This window comes from Aphanothece hegewaldii CCALA 016, from assembly GCF_003007785.1.
Lineage (GTDB): Bacteria > Cyanobacteriota > Cyanobacteriia > Cyanobacteriales > Microcystaceae > Chroococcus > Chroococcus hegewaldii.
This window is the reverse complement of the sequence record NZ_PXOH01000001.1, coordinates 35,678-58,024: the sequence shown is the minus strand read 5'-3', so window position 1 is coordinate 58,024 and position 22,347 is coordinate 35,678. Positions and strand designations below refer to the sequence as shown.

16 protein-coding genes are annotated in these 22,347 nt (G+C 35.6%); 10 read left to right on the top strand and 6 right to left on the bottom strand.

Annotation, left to right across the window (positions count from 1 at the left end; genetic code table 11):
* Window positions 1–47: 47 nt before the first annotated feature.
* The gene (locus C7H19_RS00230; protein WP_106454877.1) at window positions 48–1,496 is read left to right on the top strand and encodes a glycoside hydrolase 100 family protein; all 1,449 of its coding nucleotides are present in this window, start codon (window positions 48–50) and stop codon (window positions 1,494–1,496) included.
* A 6-nt stretch (window positions 1,497–1,502) separates the two neighbouring features.
* Window positions 1,503–3,527 (top strand): NAD-binding protein, encoded by a 2,025-nt coding sequence (locus C7H19_RS00225; protein ID WP_106454876.1) that lies wholly within the window; start codon window positions 1,503–1,505, stop codon window positions 3,525–3,527.
* Between the two features lie 5 nt (window positions 3,528–3,532).
* On the opposite strand, the gene C7H19_RS00220 is transcribed toward C7H19_RS00225, so the two are convergent.
* The gene (locus C7H19_RS00220) at window positions 3,533–4,486 is read right to left on the bottom strand and encodes a LysR substrate-binding domain-containing protein (protein WP_106454875.1); all 954 of its coding nucleotides are present in this window, start codon (window positions 4,484–4,486) and stop codon (window positions 3,533–3,535) included.
* Between the two features lie 203 nt (window positions 4,487–4,689).
* On the opposite strand from C7H19_RS00220, the gene C7H19_RS00215 reads away from it, so the two are divergent.
* The 3 genes from C7H19_RS00215 to prmA all read left to right on the top strand — a co-directional run bounded on the left by C7H19_RS00215 (window position 4,690) and on the right by prmA (window position 8,040).
* Window positions 4,690–5,124, top strand: a complete 435-nt coding sequence (locus tag C7H19_RS00215) for a YidH family protein (RefSeq protein ID WP_106454874.1) — start codon at window positions 4,690–4,692, stop codon at window positions 5,122–5,124.
* Window positions 5,125–5,486: 362 nt separating this feature from the next.
* On the top strand, window positions 5,487–7,082 hold the full coding sequence (gene serA / locus C7H19_RS00210) for a phosphoglycerate dehydrogenase (protein WP_106454873.1): 1,596 nt from the start codon (window positions 5,487–5,489) through the stop codon (window positions 7,080–7,082).
* Window positions 7,083–7,143: 61 nt separating this feature from the next.
* Window positions 7,144–8,040, top strand: a complete 897-nt coding sequence (gene prmA, locus C7H19_RS00205; protein WP_106454872.1) for a 50S ribosomal protein L11 methyltransferase — start codon at window positions 7,144–7,146, stop codon at window positions 8,038–8,040.
* Here the strand turns inward: prmA and C7H19_RS00200 are convergent.
* The 3 genes from C7H19_RS00200 to C7H19_RS00190 form a co-directional block, all read right to left on the bottom strand.
* A complete protein-coding gene (locus tag C7H19_RS00200) occupies window positions 8,037–9,182 on the bottom strand; it encodes a RuBisCO large subunit C-terminal-like domain-containing protein (protein ID WP_106454871.1) in 1,146 nt (381 codons plus the stop codon). The genes prmA and C7H19_RS00200 overlap by 4 nt on opposite strands.
* The gene (locus C7H19_RS00195; RefSeq protein WP_106454870.1) at window positions 9,182–9,736 is read right to left on the bottom strand and encodes a 1,2-dihydroxy-3-keto-5-methylthiopentene dioxygenase; all 555 of its coding nucleotides are present in this window, start codon (window positions 9,734–9,736) and stop codon (window positions 9,182–9,184) included. Before C7H19_RS00195 ends, C7H19_RS00200 begins: the two co-directional genes overlap by 1 nt.
* 303 nt (window positions 9,737–10,039) lie before the next feature.
* A complete protein-coding gene (locus tag C7H19_RS00190; RefSeq protein ID WP_106454869.1) occupies window positions 10,040–10,747 on the bottom strand; it encodes a precorrin-2 C(20)-methyltransferase in 708 nt (235 codons plus the stop codon).
* 242 nt (window positions 10,748–10,989) lie between these two features.
* Between C7H19_RS00190 and C7H19_RS00185 the strand changes: the two genes are divergently transcribed.
* Window positions 10,990–14,040, top strand: a complete 3,051-nt coding sequence (locus tag C7H19_RS00185) for a bifunctional diguanylate cyclase/phosphodiesterase (protein WP_106454868.1) — start codon at window positions 10,990–10,992, stop codon at window positions 14,038–14,040.
* Window positions 14,041–14,111: 71 nt separating this feature from the next.
* Complete coding sequence (locus C7H19_RS00180) at window positions 14,112–15,347, top strand: LL-diaminopimelate aminotransferase (RefSeq protein ID WP_106454867.1); 1,236 nt, start codon at window positions 14,112–14,114, stop codon at window positions 15,345–15,347.
* A gap of 65 nt (window positions 15,348–15,412) precedes the next feature.
* Here the strand turns inward: C7H19_RS00180 and C7H19_RS00175 are convergent, their stop codons facing one another.
* Window positions 15,413–15,808, bottom strand: coding sequence for a hypothetical protein (locus C7H19_RS00175; protein WP_106454866.1), 396 nt, complete (start codon window positions 15,806–15,808; stop codon window positions 15,413–15,415).
* A 63-nt stretch (window positions 15,809–15,871) separates the two neighbouring features.
* Here C7H19_RS00175 and C7H19_RS00170 point away from each other — a divergent pair, with 63 nt between their 5' ends.
* Entirely contained in the window at window positions 15,872–17,155 is a 1,284-nt protein-coding gene (locus C7H19_RS00170) for a J domain-containing protein (protein ID WP_106454865.1), read from the top strand.
* A 206-nt stretch (window positions 17,156–17,361) separates the two neighbouring features.
* The gene (locus tag C7H19_RS00165) at window positions 17,362–17,838 is read left to right on the top strand and encodes a nuclear transport factor 2 family protein (RefSeq protein WP_245927185.1); all 477 of its coding nucleotides are present in this window, start codon (window positions 17,362–17,364) and stop codon (window positions 17,836–17,838) included.
* Here C7H19_RS00165 and C7H19_RS00160 read toward each other — a convergent pair.
* A complete protein-coding gene (locus C7H19_RS00160; RefSeq protein ID WP_106454863.1) occupies window positions 17,826–20,030 on the bottom strand; it encodes a fused MFS/spermidine synthase in 2,205 nt (734 codons plus the stop codon). The two genes, C7H19_RS00165 and C7H19_RS00160, sit on opposite strands and share 13 nt — an antisense overlap.
* Before the next feature lie 386 nt (window positions 20,031–20,416).
* Between C7H19_RS00160 and C7H19_RS00155 the strand changes: the two genes are divergently transcribed.
* Window positions 20,417–22,318 (top strand): alkaline phosphatase, encoded by a 1,902-nt coding sequence (locus C7H19_RS00155; RefSeq protein WP_106454862.1) that lies wholly within the window; start codon window positions 20,417–20,419, stop codon window positions 22,316–22,318.
* Window positions 22,319–22,347: the final 29 nt, after the last annotated feature.

Below are 22,347 nucleotides of genomic sequence, written 5' to 3'. Positions count from 1 at the left end.
AAGATTACAAACACAAGATAACATATCGGTTAGTCTAAATACCAGTTATGAATCAACAAAGCGTTGTTGAAATAGCAAGAGATCTTTTTTATAATCAAGCTTTAGTAAAATTTCAGGGTAGTTATGTAGGAACCGTCGCTGCAATTCCTCGTCACGCTGGACAAGATTTGAATTATAACGAAATTTTTATTCGGGATAATGTCCCGACGATAATTTATTTACTGTTAGATGGTCAATTTGAGATTGTCCGTCATTTTCTCAACACTTGTCTAGAATTACAAAGTCAAAAGTTTCCGACAGTTGGCATTTTTCCCACGAGTTTTGTCGATATTAATGGAGAAATAAAAGTTGATTATGGACAAAGGGCAATTGGGCGAGTTTGTTCGATCGATGCTTCTTTATGGTGGCCAATTTTAGCTTATATTTATGTACAATGGACAGGGGATAAAGAATGGGCTACTAACTCACAAGTTCAGTTAGGAATACAGAAATTTTTAGATTTATTTCTACATCCAGGATTTAGAGATGCACCTACTTTATATGTTCCTGATGGTTCTTTTATGATAGATCGTCCTTTAGATGTTTGGGGTAGTCCTTTAGAAATTCAAGTTTTATTATACGGTGCGCTAAAAAGTTCAGCCGCTTTAATTTCTTATGATTTGGAACATAAAGACTATTTCAATCAAGAAACTGCTTTATTTGAACCGTTTATCCAACGACAATTTTATCAACTCAATTTAAGTATTAATTGGCTAAAAAAATTAAGAACATATCTTTTAAAACACTATTGGATCAATACTAATATTGTTCAGACCTTACGACGTAGACCTACTGAACAGTATGGAGAAAGCATTCTCAATGAACATAATATCCAAACGGAAACTATCCCAAATTGGTTACAAGACTGGTTAGGAAAAAAAGGAGGCTATTTAATTGGAAATATCCGCACAGGTAGACCAGATTTTCGGTTTTTTAGTTTAGGAAATTGTTTAGGGGCTATTTTTGATGTAATGAGCGATGCTCAACAATCTTCTTTTTTCCAATTAATGATTAAAAATCAGACGGATTTATTTTCAGAAATGCCTTTAAGAATTTGTCATCCTCCCATTGAAGATCTTGATTGGAAAAGTCAAACAGGATACGATCGGAAAAACTTACCTTGGTCTTATCATAATAGCGGTCATTGGCCTTGTTTATTTTGGTTTCTTGTTTTAGCGGTTTTACGCTCAAAAGAAAAGAGTGAAGAAATGGAGGAATTACTAAATATATATTATGAGTTATTATTGCAAAGATTACCTAAACAAAAATGGGCTGAATATTTTGATGGACCGACAGGTTTATGGGTAGGACAACAAGCTAGATCATATCAAACTTGGACAATTGTTGGCTTGTTGTTAGCACATCATTTTATAAAAGTCAATCCTGATGATACTAAGATTATGAATTTACCAAGTTTAAAGTTTTTGCAGAATTTAAGTACCATCAACTTTTTCTAAAAAATCATGCAACAACTCGACGCAATATCTCCCCCATCTTCGTCATCTTTAGATTATTTTCTCGTCTGTGGTTTAGGAAGTTTAGGACAACATTGTGTGGTTGCGCTCAAAGAATTTAATGTCTCTATTATTGCTATTGAATGTAGTCTCCCTACTAGCTGGGAAATTCCCGAATTATCTAACTTAATAGAGCAATTAATTGTCGGAGATTGTCGTCAAAAAAACATTTTAGAAAAAGCAAATATTACATCTTGTCGCGCTGCTTTATTAGTGACTTCTAGTGAGGAAGTTAATACAGCAACCGCTTTAGTTATTCGTCAACTCAATCCTCAAACTCGTCTAATTGTTAGATCAGCAAAAGAAAATCTTAATGAATTATTGGGAGAACATTTAGGAAATTTTATCGCATACGAACCCACCGAATTACCGGCTGCTGCATTTGCTTTAGCGGCTTTAGGAACAGAAACGATTGGATTTTTTATGTTAGATGAACAACGATTCCAAGTGATTCATCGTCAGATAAAATCACATGATTCTTGGTGTTATAATCGTCTGCTACATGACATCAATAATCGAACTCGCAGACTGATTAATTATACGCCAGAAGGTCAAAATTACAGCAATAATTTTTATAAATGGGAATCGGAAAATACGATTAATCCAGGTGATACGATTACTTATCTTGAAATTGTGGAGCAACTTACTTTTTTTTCTGAGCCGAAGTTATCTAAAAATAGTAAAACAGCAAAAGATTCTACATTAAAAATACCGATTATCAAAAAAACACAAAATTTTCTACAGCATTTTTGGAAATTGAGTTTACAACAACAAATTAGACGAGTAGCGATCTTTTCGGGAATTATTGTTCTTTTCCTGCTCATTATTGGAACAATTCTCATACATTGGTTTTCCCCACAACTAAATCTATTATCATCACTATTTATTACTGCAACGCTTCTTTTAGGTGGGTATGGTGATATTTTTGGAGGATTTGAAAATATTACAGATGTTCCGAGTTGGCTGCAAGGTTTCGGTTTATTATTATCTTTAGCTGGTACAGGTTTTGTGGGTGTTTTATATGCTTTACTCACAGAAGCACTTTTATCGACTAAATTTGAATTTATTAAGCAACGTCCGCCAATTCCTCAACAAGATCATATTATTGTTATTGGACTGGGTAGAATTGGTCAAACTGTTGTTAAATTATTACAAAATTTTAATCAGTCTTTAGTCGGTATTTCTTTTAATTTAGATTTAGAACAACGGATTTTACCTAATATTCCATTAATTGTGGGTAAGCAAAAAGAAACTTTAGCAAAAAGTAATCTAGAAACAGCCAAAAGTGTTGTTATTGTCACGCCAGATGATATTGTTAATTTAGAAGTCGCGTTGATGGTTTATCAAAAAAATCCCAATTGTAATTTAGTAATTCGTACATCAGGAATTGGTTTAAATTATTTAACACAACTTTTACCAAAAGCTCAAGTTTTAGAAGCGTATAAAGTTGCGGCTGAAGCTTTTGCTGGTGCAGCATTTGGCGAAAATATTCTTTATCTTTTTCGATTAAATCATCAAACAATTTTGGTCACTGAATATAAAATTGAAATGGGAGATACATTAAATGGGTTATTACTATCAGAAGTCGCTTATGGTTATGATGTTATTCCTGTTTTGCACCAAAAACAAAATAATTCTTCTCATTTAATGCCATCAGAAGATATTTTACTATCAGAAGGCGATATCATGGTTATTTTAGCTACACCAGAAGGTTTACAACGTGTGGAAAAAGGGAAAGGAAGTATCAAACCGAAAACGTGGCGAGTACGTGTTAATACTGTTTATGGACAAGATGCAATTTTTGAGGGTGCAAATGCAATTTCTCGTATTTCTGGTTATCCCCTTAATAAAACAAGAGAAATAATGACTCATCTCCCAACAACCTTACCACCACTGTTGTATAAACTGCAAGCTCAAAGATTAGTTAGAGCCTTGATGAAAGCTGGTGTTAATGCGGAAGTTATTTCTATTTAGTTAGATCAAACATCTAATAAATGAGCTTGATAATTCAGGGATAATATTTCTTCAAAAGTAGAACAAATTCGAGTTTGAAACCGTTCTTTATGCTTTAACTTTAAAAATGGTCGTACCCATTCTAATGTTTTTATTTTACCATTTCTATCATCGAGAATCGAAATCGTTCGCAAAGTCCCTAATTTTAATTCTTTTTGGATCATCAATTCAGAAATTCCCGCCGCAGCCACTCCAGTTTCTAAAACTGATTTAACCATTTCACCCGTATTTAAAATCAAAATAACATTCAATTGACTTGGATGAATTCCCCAACTCATTAAGGCTTCTTCAAATTGTTGTTGAGTACCTGATCCCGCTTCCCTCATCACCCAATCTGTTTGAGTTAGTTCAGATAAATAGATTTTTTTTTGATTAAACCAAGGGTGATTTTTCCCAACAACAATTTGTAGACGATCGCTTCCTACGATCTCTTGTTCTATACTGTTTTGGAGAGATGCTTTAACCTCTCCTTCAATTAAAGCTAAATCAAATTGTCCTGTTGCTGTTCCGACACAAATTTCTTCTGTATTTGCTAAAGTACAATGAATAGAAATTCCAGGATAAGTATTGTGAAACTGACTAATTTTTTCAGGTAGCCAATAATTCCCAATTGTTAAACTTGATCCCAATTTTATTTGACCACGTTGTAAGTCATTCAGTTCTTTTAAGCCCCGTTCCGTCAGTGTAACTTGTTCTAAAATTTTTTGGGCTTCTAACTGTAATAATTTTCCCGCATCTGTTAACTCTATACGACGACCAATCCGATGAAAAAGCTTCACTCTGTACTCTCGTTCCAAATTTTGAATCGCTGCACTAACAGCAGGCTGTGTTACATAAAGAACTTCAGCCGCACGGGTAAAGTGTAGATATTCCGCTACAGCCACAAAAATGCGTAATTGCTCTAATGTCATGACTGCCATAAGGTCTTGCTTGTGGGTCTAAATGAATCACAAAACAATCTAAATTGTATTGCACTGCAAATTATAACAGATTTTTCTTTTAAATTCAAAACATAATTATTTTTATTTATTTGAAAAACAAGAATATTTGCTCCATCGAGTCATAGGGCTTAAAGTGAATAGCAGGTGATACCACAGAATGAAAAGAAATTTTATCCTCGATCATGTCTATTTTCTCGCCCTCCAATCAAAAAAACAATCCAACCGTTAAAAAATATAATTCTTCTCGCATTCGAGATCATTTAGCTAATGAAAGAACCTATTTAGCTTGGATGAGAACAGCGATCGCTCTGATGGGTTTTGGTGTAGTCATCATGCGTTTGCGGGCGTTTCATCCCCCGGAAATACCCCGACCTGGCTATGGCTGGAAATTAGGCTTACTTTTTTCTTTATTGGGTTTATTAACTGTTTTACTTTCAACTCAACATTATTTTGCGGTTCGTCATGATATTGAGGAAGATACTTATGAACCAGCCGATCGATGGGTCATTCTTTTTAGTTTAGCTGTGGCACTTTTAGGAACAGGTATTATTTATTTTATCTGTACCAGTCCGATGACGAGTTTTAGTAATATTATGATTCTGATTTTTTTGGCATAAGTCTCACTCAAATTTTATTTTTTTCAGCATTTTTGCCCCAAAAATAAATAAAGTGGCTAGATAAACATCAGACTTTATTACAAGGTTTTCTGATTGTTTATCTAGCTGGACTTGAGCATAACAGGGAAAATATAATCTTTGTTAATTCTGAATGTATCCTAATTGTATCTCAATACATTCAAAAAAGAAACATAATTTTTGATATAAATCGAAAAAATATTTTTATGGTGGCTTTATAATTGAATCATTTATAACAAATCTGAGCGGAGTGTCCCCTTTGCCGTTACAATGGGCTACTGCGGTAAAAGACGCGTGGATAATCAACGCAGTAGCATTAGATTCATTAACTAGATTAAATCAATATGGCTAAAGTTCTTGTTTCAGACCCCATCGATCAAGTGGGTATCGATATTCTCTCGCAAGTTGCCCAAGTAGACGTAAAAACAGGATTATCTCAAGAAGAACTCATTAAAATTATTCCTGACTACGATGCTTTGATGCTACGTTCAGGAACACGAGTCACCAAAGAAATTATCGAAGCGGGCACGGGGTTAAAAATTATCGGACGTGCGGGAGTTGGTGTCGATAATATTGACGTTCCATCAGCAACGCGCCAAGGTATTGTTGTTGTTAATTCTCCTGAAGGAAATACGATCGCCGCCGCCGAACACGCCGTAGCGATGATGTTAGCACTTTCTCGTCATATCCCTGATGCTAACCAATCGATTTGTCAAAAGCAATGGGATCGTAAACGTTTTGTGGGAACAGAAGTTTACAAAAAAACATTAGGTGTCGTTGGACTTGGTAAAATTGGTTCTCACGTTGCCTCAGTTGCTAAAGCAATGGGCATGAAATTACTCGCTTATGATCCTTTTATCTCCAAAGAACGGGCAGATCAATTAGGTTGTACACTTGTCGATCTCGATTTACTATTTTCAGAATCCGATTATATTACGCTTCACGTTCCCAAAACCCCAGAAACAACTCATTTGATCAACAGAGAAGCGATCGCCAAAATGAAACCCACCATCCGCATTGTTAATTGTTCTCGCGGTGGTATTATCGATGAAGATGCTTTAGCTGAAGCCATCCAAGATGGAAAAATCGGCGGTGCAGCCTTAGATGTTTTTGAACAAGAACCATTAGGCGAATCGAAACTACGTGGCCTAAATAATGTTATTTTAACGCCTCATTTGGGCGCATCCACCGAAGAAGCTCAAATTAATGTAGCGATCGATGTCGCGGAACAAATTAGAGATGTTTTACTCGGTCTTCCAGCGAGATCGGCGGTGAATATTCCTGGTTTAACGCCAGATGTGATGGAGAAATTACGCCCTTATTTACAACTTGCTGAAACTTTAGGTAACTTAGTGGGTCAATTATCAGGGGGTCGCATTGATCTACTCAACGTTAGCTTACAAGGTGAACTCGCCAGTAATGACAGTCAACCGATCGTCGTTGCGGCTATTAAAGGGTTACTCTCAGAAGCTTTACGCGAACGAGTCAACTACGTCAATGCAGCCATCGAAGCCAAAGAACGCGGAATACGAGTCGTTGAAACCAGAGATTCACAAATCAGTGATTATTCGGGATCATTACACTTAGAAGCGCGGGGCTCAATGGGTCAACATTCCGTGACAGGAGTTCTTTTAACAACAGGAGAAATTCGGATCACGGATCTCGATGGTTTCCCGATCAACGTTCCGCCGAGTAATCATATGTTATTCACTCTACACCGCGATATGCCTGGAATTATCGGGAAAATTGGCTCACTTTTGGGCAGTTTTAACGTTAATATTGCGAGTATGCAAGTCGGGCGCAAAATTGTCCGAGGTGATGCAGTAATGGCGGTGAGTTTGGATGATCCTTTACCATCGGGTTTATTATCGGAAATTACTAAGGTTTCTGGGATTCGTGATGCTTATGCGGTTAAACTGTTGGTTAATCCGTCTAAATAATCTAATCGAGCGTCTGATCGCTACCGCCAAAATGGTAGACAAGGCTGATGATTAATAATATATGTCTAATAGCTGGTGGGAAATAAGAATACTGTGTGATCCTCAATTAGAAGAGTCGGTTTTTTGGCGACTCGAACGATTTGGCTGTTCGGGAACGGCAACTGAGGTCAAATCATCGGCTCTAATTCGGGCTTATATTCCCCAATTTCAAGCCCAGCTATTAGATTTAGCCGCTTTGTCTTTGTGGTTAGCTCAAGATGCGATTCTTGCTGAAGTAGCCCCACCTTTGACCCAATGGAAACTAATTGATGAGGAAGATTGGTCAAGTAGCTGGAAACAACACTGGCAAATTACGGAAATTGGCGATCGCTTTTTAATTAATCCTGCATGGTTAACGCCACCCGAAAATACAAATCGTGCGATTATTTTTCTCGATCCTGGGGTTGCTTTTGGTACAGGGGCGCATCAAACGACCCAACTCTGTCTAGAATCCTTAGAAATGCGTTTATTACCCGATCATATGGGTGAATTAGTCATTGCTGATGTGGGTTGTGGTTCTGGTATTTTGTCCATTGGTGCAGTTTTATTAGGGGCGCAAAAAGCCTATGCGGTGGATACTGATCCCCTTGCGGTTCAGTCAGCCCGAAGTAACCGTCATTTAAACCGGATCGATCCGTCTGATCTGGTTATTAATAAGGGAAGTGTTGAAGAATTAATGGCTCTTGTTCCCGATGGTGTCGATGGTATTGTTTGTAATATTCTTGCTGAGGTGATTTTAGATATGATACCTCAGCTAACCCAATTAGCTAAACCGACGAGTTGGATGATCCTTAGTGGTATATTAGTCGGGCAAGCTCAACCTATTTCCGCAAAATTAGAAGAATATGGCTGGTTAGTCGCTACTTTATGGAAAAAAGATGATTGGTGTTGTTTTAATGTCAGACGTAATAATCGCTAACTTCCCCATTTTTCCACTGCTCGACGTAATGCACCATCGGGTAAACTTTCTTTCTTAAAAGATTTCCCTTCTTTGACTCGTTCTAATGCTTCAAAAAAAGCCCGTACACCAGAGGCTGAACCATCGGGATGATCCATAATTCCTGTACCTGCATTTAAGATAACATCTTGTCCATAATCGGCTAATGCTCTTGGAATGATCCCAGGATGAATACCCGCAGACGGAACGGGAAAAATATTACGCACACGTAGTATATTTTTAATCTGGCTTTCCTCATTGGGATCAAAGGGTAAACTACCATAGGACGCAGGATATAAAACCGCATCAGCACCCGCAAAAGCCATCAGTGTACCTAAAACCACTGAATAAGATAATCCTGTATCTTCTGAGGCACACATCGCCCCCGCAAAAGCAGGATGAGCGAAAATCGGGACATTAATTTCAGGATCAGCCGCTAGAGCTTCTAAGACTGAAAAACCATAGGTTAAAACGTTTAATAATAAAGCATTTGCTCCATTATTGACTAATAGTCGCGCTTTTGAAAGTAAATGATCGGCGAGTCCCGTGACATTGACTGCATAAAGAACGGTACGCCCAGTTTTTTCTCGTACTTCATCCAACACGCGACGACACGCCAATAATCGATCCTTCGTAGGAGCAACGGCTAGATCGCCCATGATTTCATCATCTTTTATGATATCCAATCCTGCAAATGCTACATCTTTAAGAATATCGGCATGATCCGCCGCAGAAAGTCCCAAAGCGGGTTTAAAAATAGCCATGATTAAAGGACGAGCGCTCACCCCCAATTTTTCCCGAATTCCAGTAATTCCCAGTTTCGGTCGAGTTCCATAAGAATCAGGGAGATGCACCCCTATTACTTTTGCGCGTCCAGCCATCGAATATTTGCCGAATATCATGGTTAAAAGGCTTGCGATATCATTTTCGGTATTAAATACGGGAAAACGAATTTTAGCCACATTATTATCGACTTGCACGACTTCGGCTAAATGTTTTTCTAACTGACGATCGCGGTGAGAAAATCTTTGATCCCAACTGCCGGCGGTTTGTCCTATTGCAATAATTTTCGCCTGAAGTTGGGCATCTACATCAGGGGGAAAACGATAATCTACTTCAATCATTAACTCATCACCCCTTGAGGAAAACGAACCACAGTTTCGGTATATTCAGGTATCCAGCCTTCTGTAGTGATAAAATATCTTACCGCTTTAATCCGTTTTTTCTCAGTTAGATGGAACCAATGTTCTGTATTTGCGGGTACATTAATATATTCTTCAGGCCCGATGGTTAACTCAACTTGAGTCTTGTCTTTTAGAACAAAGCCAAAAACTCCCTCACCATCAACAATATAACGGACTTCATCATCGGCGTGGGTGTGGCACCGTTCAAATTTAGATAACATTGCATCTAAATTCGGGATATTGGGATGTAATACAATTAAATCACGAGCTTGATAACCTTCTTTTTGCTTCATTTCCTCAAAATAGCCGTCTAATGCTTGTAAAACGGTTTCTTTTTCTTCATCCGATAAAGCAGCTTTGTTTAATAAGTTACGAGTTTCTCTATTATTACCAACTGTCCAATAATTTAACGCAACATTCAACGGTGCTAAAGTTTTGGAAATATCTTCTAAGTTTGTATAAGTTGTTCCATCTTCAAAACGGAGAATCGCCATTTTACTCTTTCTCGTTTAATAGCCAACTTTTCTATCTTAGCTTGGGTTGATGTGGGGTTGTTGATTGAAATTTATTCGGGCTGCATCAAAAAAACCTAAGACAGCATTAAGGTTATTCTAAGCAAAAGAGAGATTAATGATTATGATGTATTGGACAAAGAGTCTTTCTAAGATTTTTCGCTGTGATTCAGACTGCATAAAAGTCGTTTTTACTGTTCATATAAAATTTGATTAAGAGTGTATATTTGTTGATTTCGATATTGTTTTTTAGAGTTTTGATACCAGTTCACACTCAAATTAAACTCAACGAACTTTAATAATTAATACAGAAAAATAAGATAAATTTAACTGTGAATAATTTTTTAAATTATGATAAATGACCTGATTAGGAAAAGTAGCTCTTTCAACAATAAAACTTGACTCTAATAAATTTAGACTTTCTAAAATTGACCAAACTTGCTGATAAACTGAACTCACTTTCATCAACACAACAACTTCAGCCCATTCTAAAATTGTTTTTAAATCATCAATTGTGTATAAAGCCGGTAAAACCACTAATTTTTGTTGTCGTATTGTTAAAGGAATTCCTAATGCTGAAGCAGCAGCTAAAGGAGAACAAACACCAGGTATCATCTCGATTTTGACTTCTGGGTAATGTTCATTTATTGTTTGAGCCAGATAATTAAATGTGCTATAAAAACTAATATCACCTTCACAAGCAAAAGCAACATCTTGACCAATTTTTAGATAATTCCAAACTTTTTCAGACGCTATATTCCAAGCTTTTTGTAATAATTTTTCGTCTTGAATATAAGGAAATTCTAAACCCAATTGAGTTTGTTCTGAGTGTAACCAATGTTGAATAATTTTTTCGGCGATACCCTGTTGATTATTAATACCAGACGGAAAAGCAACAATTTTTACTTGTTGTAAAATTCGTAAACCTTTAACAGTAATTAATTCTAAATCACCAGTTCCAACACTGATCCCATAAAGAGTACCAATTTTCATATTATTTTAACTAGACCTTCAATCATGCTACCTTAAATCTCATCTCATCAGTGAAAATACGGAAATTCATTTGTACCTTAACCAAATTTAAATTTCATAGTCGAATCTTAATGATAACTCAACCTAATTATTCTTCCAGTTTTAATTTATTAAGTCTGATCAATGCAAATTCAGTAGATTTAATGGTTTAATTTTTACTGAGTTAAGGGTAAACTTAGACAAGCTGGGGGAATCGTCAAACAATGCGCGATCGTCTTTCATATATGCTCAATTTAACTGAATTAAAAACCCTAACCCAATCGACTCTATCTGTTTTAGAGTTATTGCGATCGCCTATCTGGATTTTTAATCTAGAGAAAAATCAAATAGAATGGGCTAATAATGCTGCGTTACAATTATGGCAGATCAAGAGCATAGATGAACTTTTTTCAATTAACTGGAATGTTTCTTACCCATTTACCGAAACAGAATTAGAACAAATAACCCACAAAAAATCAATTATCAAACGTTGGTTTTTTAATTTAAAAGATAAACATCTTTTTTTAGATGGCATTTGTACAAGTATTGAACAAGATAAAAATCACTCAATATTTTTAATTGAAGGAAATGATTTATCTTTAGAACAACACATTTATGCTTGGCAAATCCAAACACAAAAAGAATTAAAATATCGCTTAGATTTTGAGCAGATTATAGCCACATTATCAACTCATTTTATTAGTCTTGATAGTCAAAAAATTAATCAAGGAATTAATCATGCTTTACAGATTATTGGCGAATTTGAAAAAGTAGAGCGAAGTTATGTTTTTATTTTTTCCGACTCCTCATTAAAATTTTTGAGTAATACTCATGAATGGTGTGCAAATGGCATCGCATCATACATCGACATTTTACAAAATATTGAAACAGGGATGATTCCTTGGTTTACTGAAAAAATTAAAAAAAATGAAATTATCCACATTCCTGATGTAAGTAATTTAAGTGTAGAAGCAAATACAGAAAAAGAGCTTTTAGAAATTCAAAGTATTAAATCATTGTTATGTGTGCCTATTATTGATTATGAAAATATTCTAGGTTTTGTAGGTTTTGATGCAGTTAATAATAAAAAATATTGGTCAAAAGATAGTATCAATCTTTTAAATATTTTTGCTGAAATGTTAGCGCAGACTTTACATCGTCAAAAATTTGAAATAGAAATAAAAGAACATCAAAGAAAGCTGGCACATTTAATAAATTCCCTGCCAGGAATTGTTTTTAAAGCAGATAATGACCATCAATGGTCAATGAAATATTTAAGTGAAGGTTGTTTAAAATTAACTGGATACGAACCAGAAGAATTAATAAAATTAGAAAAATTAACTTATAATGATCTTACCCATCCTGAAGACTTACCAAGAGTAATAAATACTATCAATGAGAGTATTTTACAAGGTAATTATTATGAAGTGGAATATAGAATATACACAAAAAGCGGCGAAGAAAAATGGGTTTGGGAAAAAGGAAGCGGTGTGTTTGATGATTTAGGAAATGTCAAGAGAATAGAAGGATTTATTACTGATATTACTCAATTAAAGCGAACAGAAAATGCTTTAATAAAAGCAGAATTTCAATATCGAAGTATTTTTGAAAATATTACTCAAGGGATTTTTCAAAGTACATCTGATGGTCAATACATAACAGCAAATCCAGCATTAGCTCAAATTTATGGCTATGATTCACCAGAAGAATTAATCAATACATTCACCAATCTTGAAACACAATTATATGTCGAACCACAACAGAGAGATCTTTTCATTAAAAGATTAAAACAACAAGGATATATTAAAAATTTTGAAATACAAGTTTATCGCAAAGATAAAAGTATTATTTGGACATCGGAAACAGCTAGAGCGGTCTATGATGAAAATGGAATTTTTCTTTATTATGAAGGAACAGTTGAAGATATTACCCTACGTCGTTTAACAGAAACAAAATTATTACACGACGCATTTTATGATAAATTAACAGACTTACCAAATCGAACTTGGTTAATGTTGCAACTAACCACATCAATTATAGATTTTCATCAAGATCCTGAAAAAATGTACGCTGTTTTATTTATTGACTTGGATAGTTTTAAAGTAGTCAATGATAGCTTAGGACATTTAGTTGGAGATGAATTAATTAAACAAGTTGCTAACCGTTTAAAAAATGAATTGAGAGCAAAAGATAAAATTGCTCGTTTTGGGGGAGATGAGTTTGTTGTTATTTTAGAATCTCTACAAGATATTAATGAAGTTATTAAAATTGCCGAACGAATAAAAGAACAATTTAAACGCCCTTTTATACTAGGAAATGATCACGTTTTTACTGGAGCTAGTATTGGGATTACAATGAGTTCTTTTGGCTATAATACACCAACAGAATTACTTAGAGATGCCGATATTGCTATGTATCAAGCAAAAGCAAAAGGTAAATCATGCTATGTTATTTTTAATCCAGAAATGAAAAAAGCCGCCTTCGATAGGCTGCAAATTGAAAACGATTTACGTCAGGCAATAGAAGAAGAAAACTTACAGTTATACTATCAACCAATTATTTCTTTATCCACTGGAAAATTAATGGGTTTTGAAGCTCTAATTCGTTGGTCACATCCTAGTAGAAATTGGATTATACCACATGATTTTATTCCAATTGCGGAAGAAACAGGACTTATTGACCCTCTCAGTATATGGATTTTAAAAGAAGCTTGTCATCAACTCAAAAAATGGAAAGTAGACTATCCTCAAGCAGCTAATCTCGTAATCAATGTAAATTTATCAGCCCAACAACTAAGAGAAATTAGACTCATTCATCAATTAATGAACATTTTAGAACAAACGGGTTTAGAAGGGAAAGATTTAAAATTAGAAATTACTGAAAGTTGTTTCTTAGAAGTCATTGAAAAACAAAATGGCGTAGTTGAGCAACTCAAAGCTTTAGGAGTTGGTCTCTGTATTGATGATTTCGGCGTTGGTTATTCGTCTTTAAGTCGTTTGCATGAATTTTCCATTGATATTCTAAAAATAGATCGCTCATTTATTCATCGTTTAGATAATAATCAAACCGCTATTGTTCAAACTATTATTACTCTTGCTCATAATTTAGGATTTAATGTCGTTGCAGAAGGGATCGAAACACAAAAACAACTTGAGCAATTAAAACAATTAAAATGTGAATTAGGACAAGGATATTTATTCTCTAAACCGCTAGATCGAAATGCAGCGACTCAATATATTTGCTCATCTCAGTCTTTTTATAATACTTCCATTTAATTTGGTTGATAGCCAAGACAACTAGCACTCAAATAAAGTAAGCTGATCAAAGGCGCGTGTAAAGAGAAAAAATGACAACAATTAATGATAACTACCTCAAACTAAAAGCGGGCTACTTATTTCCAGAAATAGCACGACGGGTGAATACATTCGCCCAAGCAAACCCAGACGCTAAAATCATTCGTCTGGGGATAGGAGATGTCACCGAACCCTTACCAGAAGCTTGTCGGATGGCGATGATCCAAGCAGTAGAAGACATGGGATCGCGCAATACCTTTAAAGGTTATGGGCCCGAACAAGGTTATACTTGGTTACGAGAAAAAATCGCCGAAAACGACTTTCACCGATACGGATGTACGGTTGATGCTGATGAAATATTTATTTCAGATGGCTCAAAATGTGATACAGGAAACATCCTTGATATTTTTGGCGACGATAACATTATTGCTGTAACCGATCCCGTCTATCCTGTTTATGTAGATACGAATGTTATGGCGGGGCATAGCGGAGAAGTCAACAACCAAGGGGAATACGAAGGGTTTGTTTATCTTCCCATTACAGCCGAAAATGATTTTACAGCCCAACTACCGACACAAAAAGTCGATCTAATTTATCTTTGCTTTCCTAATAATCCCACAGGCGCAACAGCAACAAAAGAACACTTACAAGCATGGGTTAATTATGCTAAAGAGAATCACTCAATTATTCTCTTTGATGCAGCATACGAGGCTTTTATCAGTGATCCTAGCGTACCCCATTCCATCTATGAAATTGAAGGGGCGCGAGATTGTGCGATCGAGTTTCGTTCTTTTTCTAAAACCGCAGGGTTTACGGGTACTCGCTGCGCGTTTACCGTTGTTCCCAAAACCCTAACAGGGAAAGCGAGAAACGGTTCTGATGTCGAACTTTGGAAACTATGGAACCGCCGTCAGTCTACGAAATTTAACGGGGTATCCTATATCGTACAACGTGCCGCCGAAGCCATTTATAGTGATGCAGGAAAAGCCCAAGTTAAAGACTTGATCCGCTTTTATATGGATAATGCCAAAATTATTCGAGACAAACTCACCGAAGCGGGCTTAACCGTGTATGGTGGTACAAATGCACCCTATGTCTGGGTCAAAACACCACACGGGTTAACCAGTTGGGATTTCTTTGATAAATTATTACAGACCGTTAATGTTGTGGGAACCCCAGGATCTGGGTTTGGCGCAGCAGGTGAGGGCTACTTCCGCATCTCGGCGTTTAATAGTCGAGAAAATGTCGAAGAAGCGATGCGTCGAATTACTGAAAAATTTAGAGAATAGAGTTTTAGATAGGGGCTTGGTTTTCAAGCCCAATTTATGCCCAAACAAAATAGAGGGTTTGGCGATTAAATTGCTGGTAAACTTGCAAAAACCTTTTTAACAACGTGTTGTGCTTTAGTTTCTAAACCTTGCCAGTCTACATTTTCCGTTTCATCTAGTAAAAATGTATCAATTTCAACGTCTTGGCTAAGATCTAAATTTTCTTCTGGACTTTCAGTACAATTGTAATTCAGAAAACAAACTTGATAACATAGATCCCAAATATCCACGATGACTGATTGATTATTTTTAGTTAAAAATAATTTATATCCAGGATAAGGGTATTGAATTTCTTGATAAGTTCCTTGCCAAGTTGTATTTTCTAATTCTTTACGAATATTATCGATTACTCTAATAAAAGCGGGTTGCATTAATACTTGGGCTTGTTCCCACGCCAGAAGCGTTTTAAATTTTGGTTTCATAGCGAAATGATTAAATCATTTAACCTAAATTGCTGAATCTTTTAATGAGCATAACTGAAATCGATGGCTAATTCTCAAAATTATTATGAAATTCTGCAAGTTTCTCAAAATGCCACATTACAAGAGATTAAAATAGCATTTCGTCGTTTAGCCCGTCAATATCATCCTGATTTACATCCTAATCAACCGACGGCAACTGAACAATTTAAAAAATTATATCAAGCCTATGAAGTTTTAAACGATCCTCAGCAACGCCAAAAATACGATCAAGAAATTAATCTTCAATTTGTGCAAAATGATTTAGAAGAAACCAATCATTTTAATCAACAAGACTTTTATCATCGTGGTATCCGCAAAACCCAAAATAAAGAATATGAAAGTGCTATAGAAGATTATAATAAAGTGATTCAAAATAATCCTAATTTTTGGGAAGTATATCTTAAAAGAGCAGAAGCGTATTATCAATTATTTAAAGATAATTCTGTTTTAGAAGATTGCCAAACTGTTTTGAGACTTAACCCCAATTCTTCACAAGCTTATTATTTTTTAGGCTTATCTCGTCAAAGATTAGGTTATACTCAATCTGCTATTGATGCTTATAATAAAGCTATTAAAATCGATAATAAAATGCCACAATTTTATCAAAAGCGAGGTTATGCGTATGAAGAATTAGCCAATTACTCTCAAGCAATTAATAATTTTAAAATGGCGATTAGTCTTTATAGAAAAAATAGAGAAGCTCAAAATATTTCTGTAATAAAACAAAAAATTTATGATTTAACCCAAAAAAAGCAAAACAGCAAACTACAATGGCTGACAAATATTATAGATAACACTTTTGGTCTATTTTTAAAATTTATTTTAGCATCATGGTTAATTTTAAAACATCCTCAAGAAGGTTTATTGCTAGCTTTTATGAGTTTGGACAAAATCCAAGCTTTACTAATTGGAATAATTTACGGTTTAATCGCTGTATGGCTGTGGACTATAAGTCATAAATTGCTTTTATTTTATGAAATTATCCTTGGATTATTGCCTTTTATCTCAATTTCTCTATCTTCTGGTTTAGGTAGACGTTTAACGAAAAGTTATGGCTATTTAGTCGGTGATATTTTTTTAGGAGGTTTTGCTAGTTTATTAATTTCTCTCATATTTTATGTGAATTTAAGTAATAATAATTTACCCGAAGCCATTTTATTATCTTTGACTTTCATTCTTTTATTTTATCTCGGTTATAGTTTGAAAAATGGTTATACTCAAATTTCTAATATTTCTTCAAAACTAAACGTTTTATTCGTCACTTGTGTATTGTCTTTGATTATTTATTTTTTGATTGTTTGGCTCTAAAAACGCTTGAATTTAATTATCTCTCTTCTAAGTACCTAAGCACTGTATTAAACGTCAGAATTATAATAATATTGGTTTAATATCATATTATGATTATGTAATGTTTAAAAAAAAGTGTAAAATTTTAGAGCAATCAAGTCATTTTTTACCTCGTTATTTTAAGTGTCATGTGGAAAAAGAATAAAAAAGTTAAATATAATAAAATTATGATCCTTATCCTTGGTGGGATTTCTGTTATTGTTATTAATATAGAAAAAGCGATAACAACACCCGATCCAGTTATTATGAGTAATATAATATCTCCAGTATTAATCCGTTCGCTCATCGAACAAGCAAAAGACTCTTGGATTAATGGAAATGCTGAAAGTTTTGCCGCATTATTTACCTCAGATGGCGAATTTATTGTACCAGGGAATCGATGGAAAGGACAACAAGCAATTAAACAAGCGGCTGCGGATTTTGCTAATAATACATCAAGTGTCAAGATTGAAATTCACCGTATTATTATTGAAGGAAATCAGGCCGTTGTAGAATGGTATTGGGAAGATACAGCAAAAGTTACAGGTCAAAAAAGTCCCGCCGATGATGCGATCGTCATTGATTTTGTTGATGATAAAATAAAACGTTGGCGAGAATATATCGATACAAAAACTCCCTTATCTAACTCCACTCAAAAAGGTTGATTGAGATAATATTCTGAACGGGGAAATAAATCAGTATTAATCGGTGATGGTTTTCCATTCTTACTCTGAGAATAATATTCAACTTTAGCAGTTTTCACATTATGGCGAATTTGTTCCACTTCAACACCCGCATTATTTAAAAACTCTATTACATCTGGATCAGCTAACTTAGTTAATAACGCTTCTCGATTAAAATATACTTCATGAACGCTACCGATTAAAACCGACAAGTTTTCATTCATCGTTAACTGAATAACATAAGGAAACACGCTTTGAAATGTTTGTGTTGTCCCCCATCCCACATTCCATTCAACGAATATCCCACCAGGTGCAAGATGTGAAAGAACTTCATTGAAAAACTCTGATGAGTAAAGCATTCCAGCACGCGATCGCCAAGGATAGATCGCATCTGCTTCAATAATATCAAATTGCTGATCCGTCTTAGCTAATTCTTGCCGTCCATCACCAACAATAAATTCATATCGATAATCGTTAAATAAAAAATGCAAAGGACGACCTATAGGGGTTTTAGCATATTCATCTAAGACTTTCAACTCAGCACCGAGTAACTCGATCACTTGAATTTGTCGTGTCAAGGGGTTGACTCCTGCTGTATGTGCGGTTCCCCCTGATCCCAACCCAATAATCATAATCCGAGATGGATGAGGATGAATTAAAGCGGGTATACTGCCGAGTAGCCCATGCACTATCATATAAGGAAACCCTGCTTGTGCTTGACCACTTGCGAGTAAAGTACCCTTTCCATTCGCTTCAGTGACACCCGCTACACCCGTCGCGTCTTCTCTTGCAATAAAATATTGCTCTCGTGGAATACCGTGTAATGCTGACCATAAATGGGTATTATTTGGGAAAAAAACGGTAATTAGAATCAGAATAACTAGACCAAAATACTTAAGCGATCGTAATTTAAAGGAACTCAGTAATAAGAAAACCAAACCCAGAACAAGAAGAAATCTTAGAGATCCCGCAGTTCCTAAAATATCTAAAAACCATAAACCTGTGACAAGACTTCCGGTTGTATTACCAAGAATATTAGCAACTTGAATTAGTCCGACGCGTTGTCCAATTTGTTGATCGTCGGTTTGAACTGCTTTTTGTACTAATGGAAAATAAAAACCCAAAAAGAAACTCGGTGGAACTAAGATAATAAAAGGTAAAACAAGATATTTGAAAAATAAAGTAGTATCAATTTTTTGCGGATCAATATATCCGATATCGACTTGTAAATCAGTTGGATGAGATTGCCAGTATATACTTACTAACCAAATGCTCATCACCGAGTAAATGATCACACTTCCCATGAGGATAAAAAAGAACGATCGCGGATGACGTATCAAACGAATACAAGATGATCCGATGATACTTCCGATCGCATTCCCGATTAAAATAAATGCTAGTAAATGAGCATAAGTATAAGAAATTGATTGTAAGATGGTATCTAATAATCTAAACCAGATAATTTCTAAAGAAATAGCCGCAAAACCCGATAAAAAAACGAATACACACCATTGTATGACTAAAGAAGATCTCAATGAGTTTAATGGAAATTTTAAATTTTGTAAGCTTTGATGAGACTCAAACTTAAAAGCGAAGATTAAAGCTAAAAAACCGACTAAAATACTTAAAATAGCCCCAAAATAAATCGTTTTCTCATAGCCAATTGTTCCGATGATATACCATCCCGAAAGTAACGCACCCAAACCCGAACCAAGGGTATTAATACCATAAAATAAACTAATTCTAGGTGCTGCTTGATGCGCTTGACGACTAATTGCTTTAGAAATTAAAGGAAGCGAAAAACCCATTAGGATAGTGGGAAAAAGTAAACTAATGAAAACAACTAATAGAATGATGGCTGTAGATTGAGCTAAAGATTGAAATTGCAGAAATAGTAAATCATAAAATAAAAAACGACTAAAAATCGCAAAAATACCAATACCTAAATTACAAAAACCATAAAGTTGAATTGCTTGACGGTGATTTAAGCGATCGCTCATAAAACCACCGATTAAACTACCTATTCCTAATCCTAAAAGATATGACGCGATGACAATTGTTACTGAACGAACATCAGATCCCGAAAATAATCCTAACATTCTTTGCCAGACTACTTGATACAGTAGAGCGGTAAATCCTGTAATGAAATAGAGGATTGATAATGGAAGCATCATTTAATCATTGATTGAGTGCTAAAAAACAGTAATTTTATTATCTTAAGTATATCTTTGCCTCGTTAAATTTAAGAGTATTGTAAGTTATCGCTGATCAATGTTTTTATTATTTTGCTCGTAAAACTAGAATTTTATCAAATAGCCAAATTTTATAACTACACCTTCCGAAATATTTTTACTACAGTAGCCGACTAAAGCACATATTTACCAAAAAACGAAAATATGACACAAATATTTAATCTAAAATCATGATTATTTTATAACTAATTAAAAAAGGAATAATAATCATTATCAAAAGCTTTCAGTTTCCTTAAAAAGTTTATAGTTTGTTCTTAAACCGGTATTGATAAGGTGTTCATGGCCATTAATTAACCCAAAAAGTCTCGATGAATACTTGTAAAATTAACAATAATTTAACGATTGTTCTGTTAACAATCGGTATAGTTAGTGCGCTCAATACACCTGAAATTGTGCAAGCAGGTTCGATCACAACAACTAAAAATGTCATCGTGATGATCGGTGATGGGATGGGGTGGGAAATGTCGCGTACAGCAGCGATCGCCCGTCAAATTCAGCAAGGGGCGACAGGCAATACTCTTTCAGATTATTATACATCTGGCCAAGGTTCGGGATTAAGTTTTCAAACCCTCAATAACTATGCTCTAGCGACGACTTACGGTACAACGATCGCGCCAGCTAATGGTATTTTTAATACAAGTAACTCAGCACTCGATAAATCTAATCCTCTCACTGGTGCAAGTCCGATTTTACCTGGTTTTACCTTCACTCCGACTTTTAACCCAGGTACGACATTATCTGGGGGTGCAACAAACCCTAACCCATTTGCTGTGGGTAACTTAGTCGGTTACGATCCCGTCAGAGGGGGTGCTACTCCTTGGGATGCCGCTTACTATGGTGGTAATGTTCCATCTGGCTTTGACAAAGAATACATTAAATCTAGCTATCCAGATTCAGCCAATACAGCGACAACACTTTACACAGGAGTTAAAACTTACAACGCGGCGATCGGCGTTGATATTTTTGAAACACCGCTTCAGACCATTTTAGCGCAAGCTTCTGATCTAGGAAAATCGACGGGTTTAGTGACTTCCGTTCCCATTGATCACGCGACTCCAGGGGCTGCAGCCGCAAACGTGAATAATCGCAACAAATATGATGGTGATTATCCAATGCTCGACAATATTCTACAACAAGAGCTACGCAAGTATCAGCCAACCGTTATGTTAGGGGGTGGACATCCTCTATCGGGTGCGAGTACAATGCCTTTACCCGGTGGAGTTGAAGGCACAGACTACACTTATATCAAAGAGTCTACTTATGACGAACTGAGTAACAATCCTAATAATAATCTTTATGGCTACACCTTTTTAGAACGGGGAACCGATGCAGCATCCGAACTTTTAGCAGCAGCAGCGATGCTCGATCCCAATAACGGCGAACGTTTATTAGGATTATATGGTGCAAGAGGACAAGAAGGAAACTTACCGGTTAGTTCTGCTGATGGTGACTACAGTACAACGGGTTTGAGTATGTTTTCTCGGTTTAGTACAGGTGGACTTAATCCAGATCTGACTCGACCTTTATTACCTGGAGAAACGGACGCGCAGTTTATCGCTAGAGAAGTTAATGAAAATCCGACCTTGAAAGAATTAACGGAAGCTGCTTTAACGGTTTTAGAGAAAGATCAAGATGGTTTTTGGCTAATGGTAGAAGGCGGTGATATTGACTGGTCAGCCCACGACAATAACCTAGATAATTTATTAGGTACAATGTTTGATTTTGATAACACGGTTCAATCTGTTATTACTTGGATCGAAAATAATGGAGGATGGGAAGAAAATCAATTAATTGTTACGGCCGATCATGATCATTATCTAACCCTTAATTCTGATTTTCCCGAACTGTTGCGAACATATGGTGCCGAAGCTTTAACCAATGCCCAAGATCCTGCACTAGCGGGTCATTATTGGGGTTCTGATTCAACTGTAAAATATGGTTGGGGTAGTCACTCCAATCGTCCTGTACCCGTGTATTTCCAAGGGGAAGGCTCAGAAGTGCTACTAAACTCGGTTGGACAAGGCTATCAAGCTTACGGTCAGAATGTTCCTGGTATTCCTGGTTTAGTCGATCAAACTCATATCTACAAAACACAGAAAGCGGCTTTTACTGCTGTTCCTGAACCTTCTTCAGCAGTTAGTCTCATTAGTTTGGGAACTGTTTTAGGTATTACATCTTTCATTCAACGTCAGCGTAAATTGAATCGATAAGCGGTTTAAACGTAGATTGTAGGGGTTTG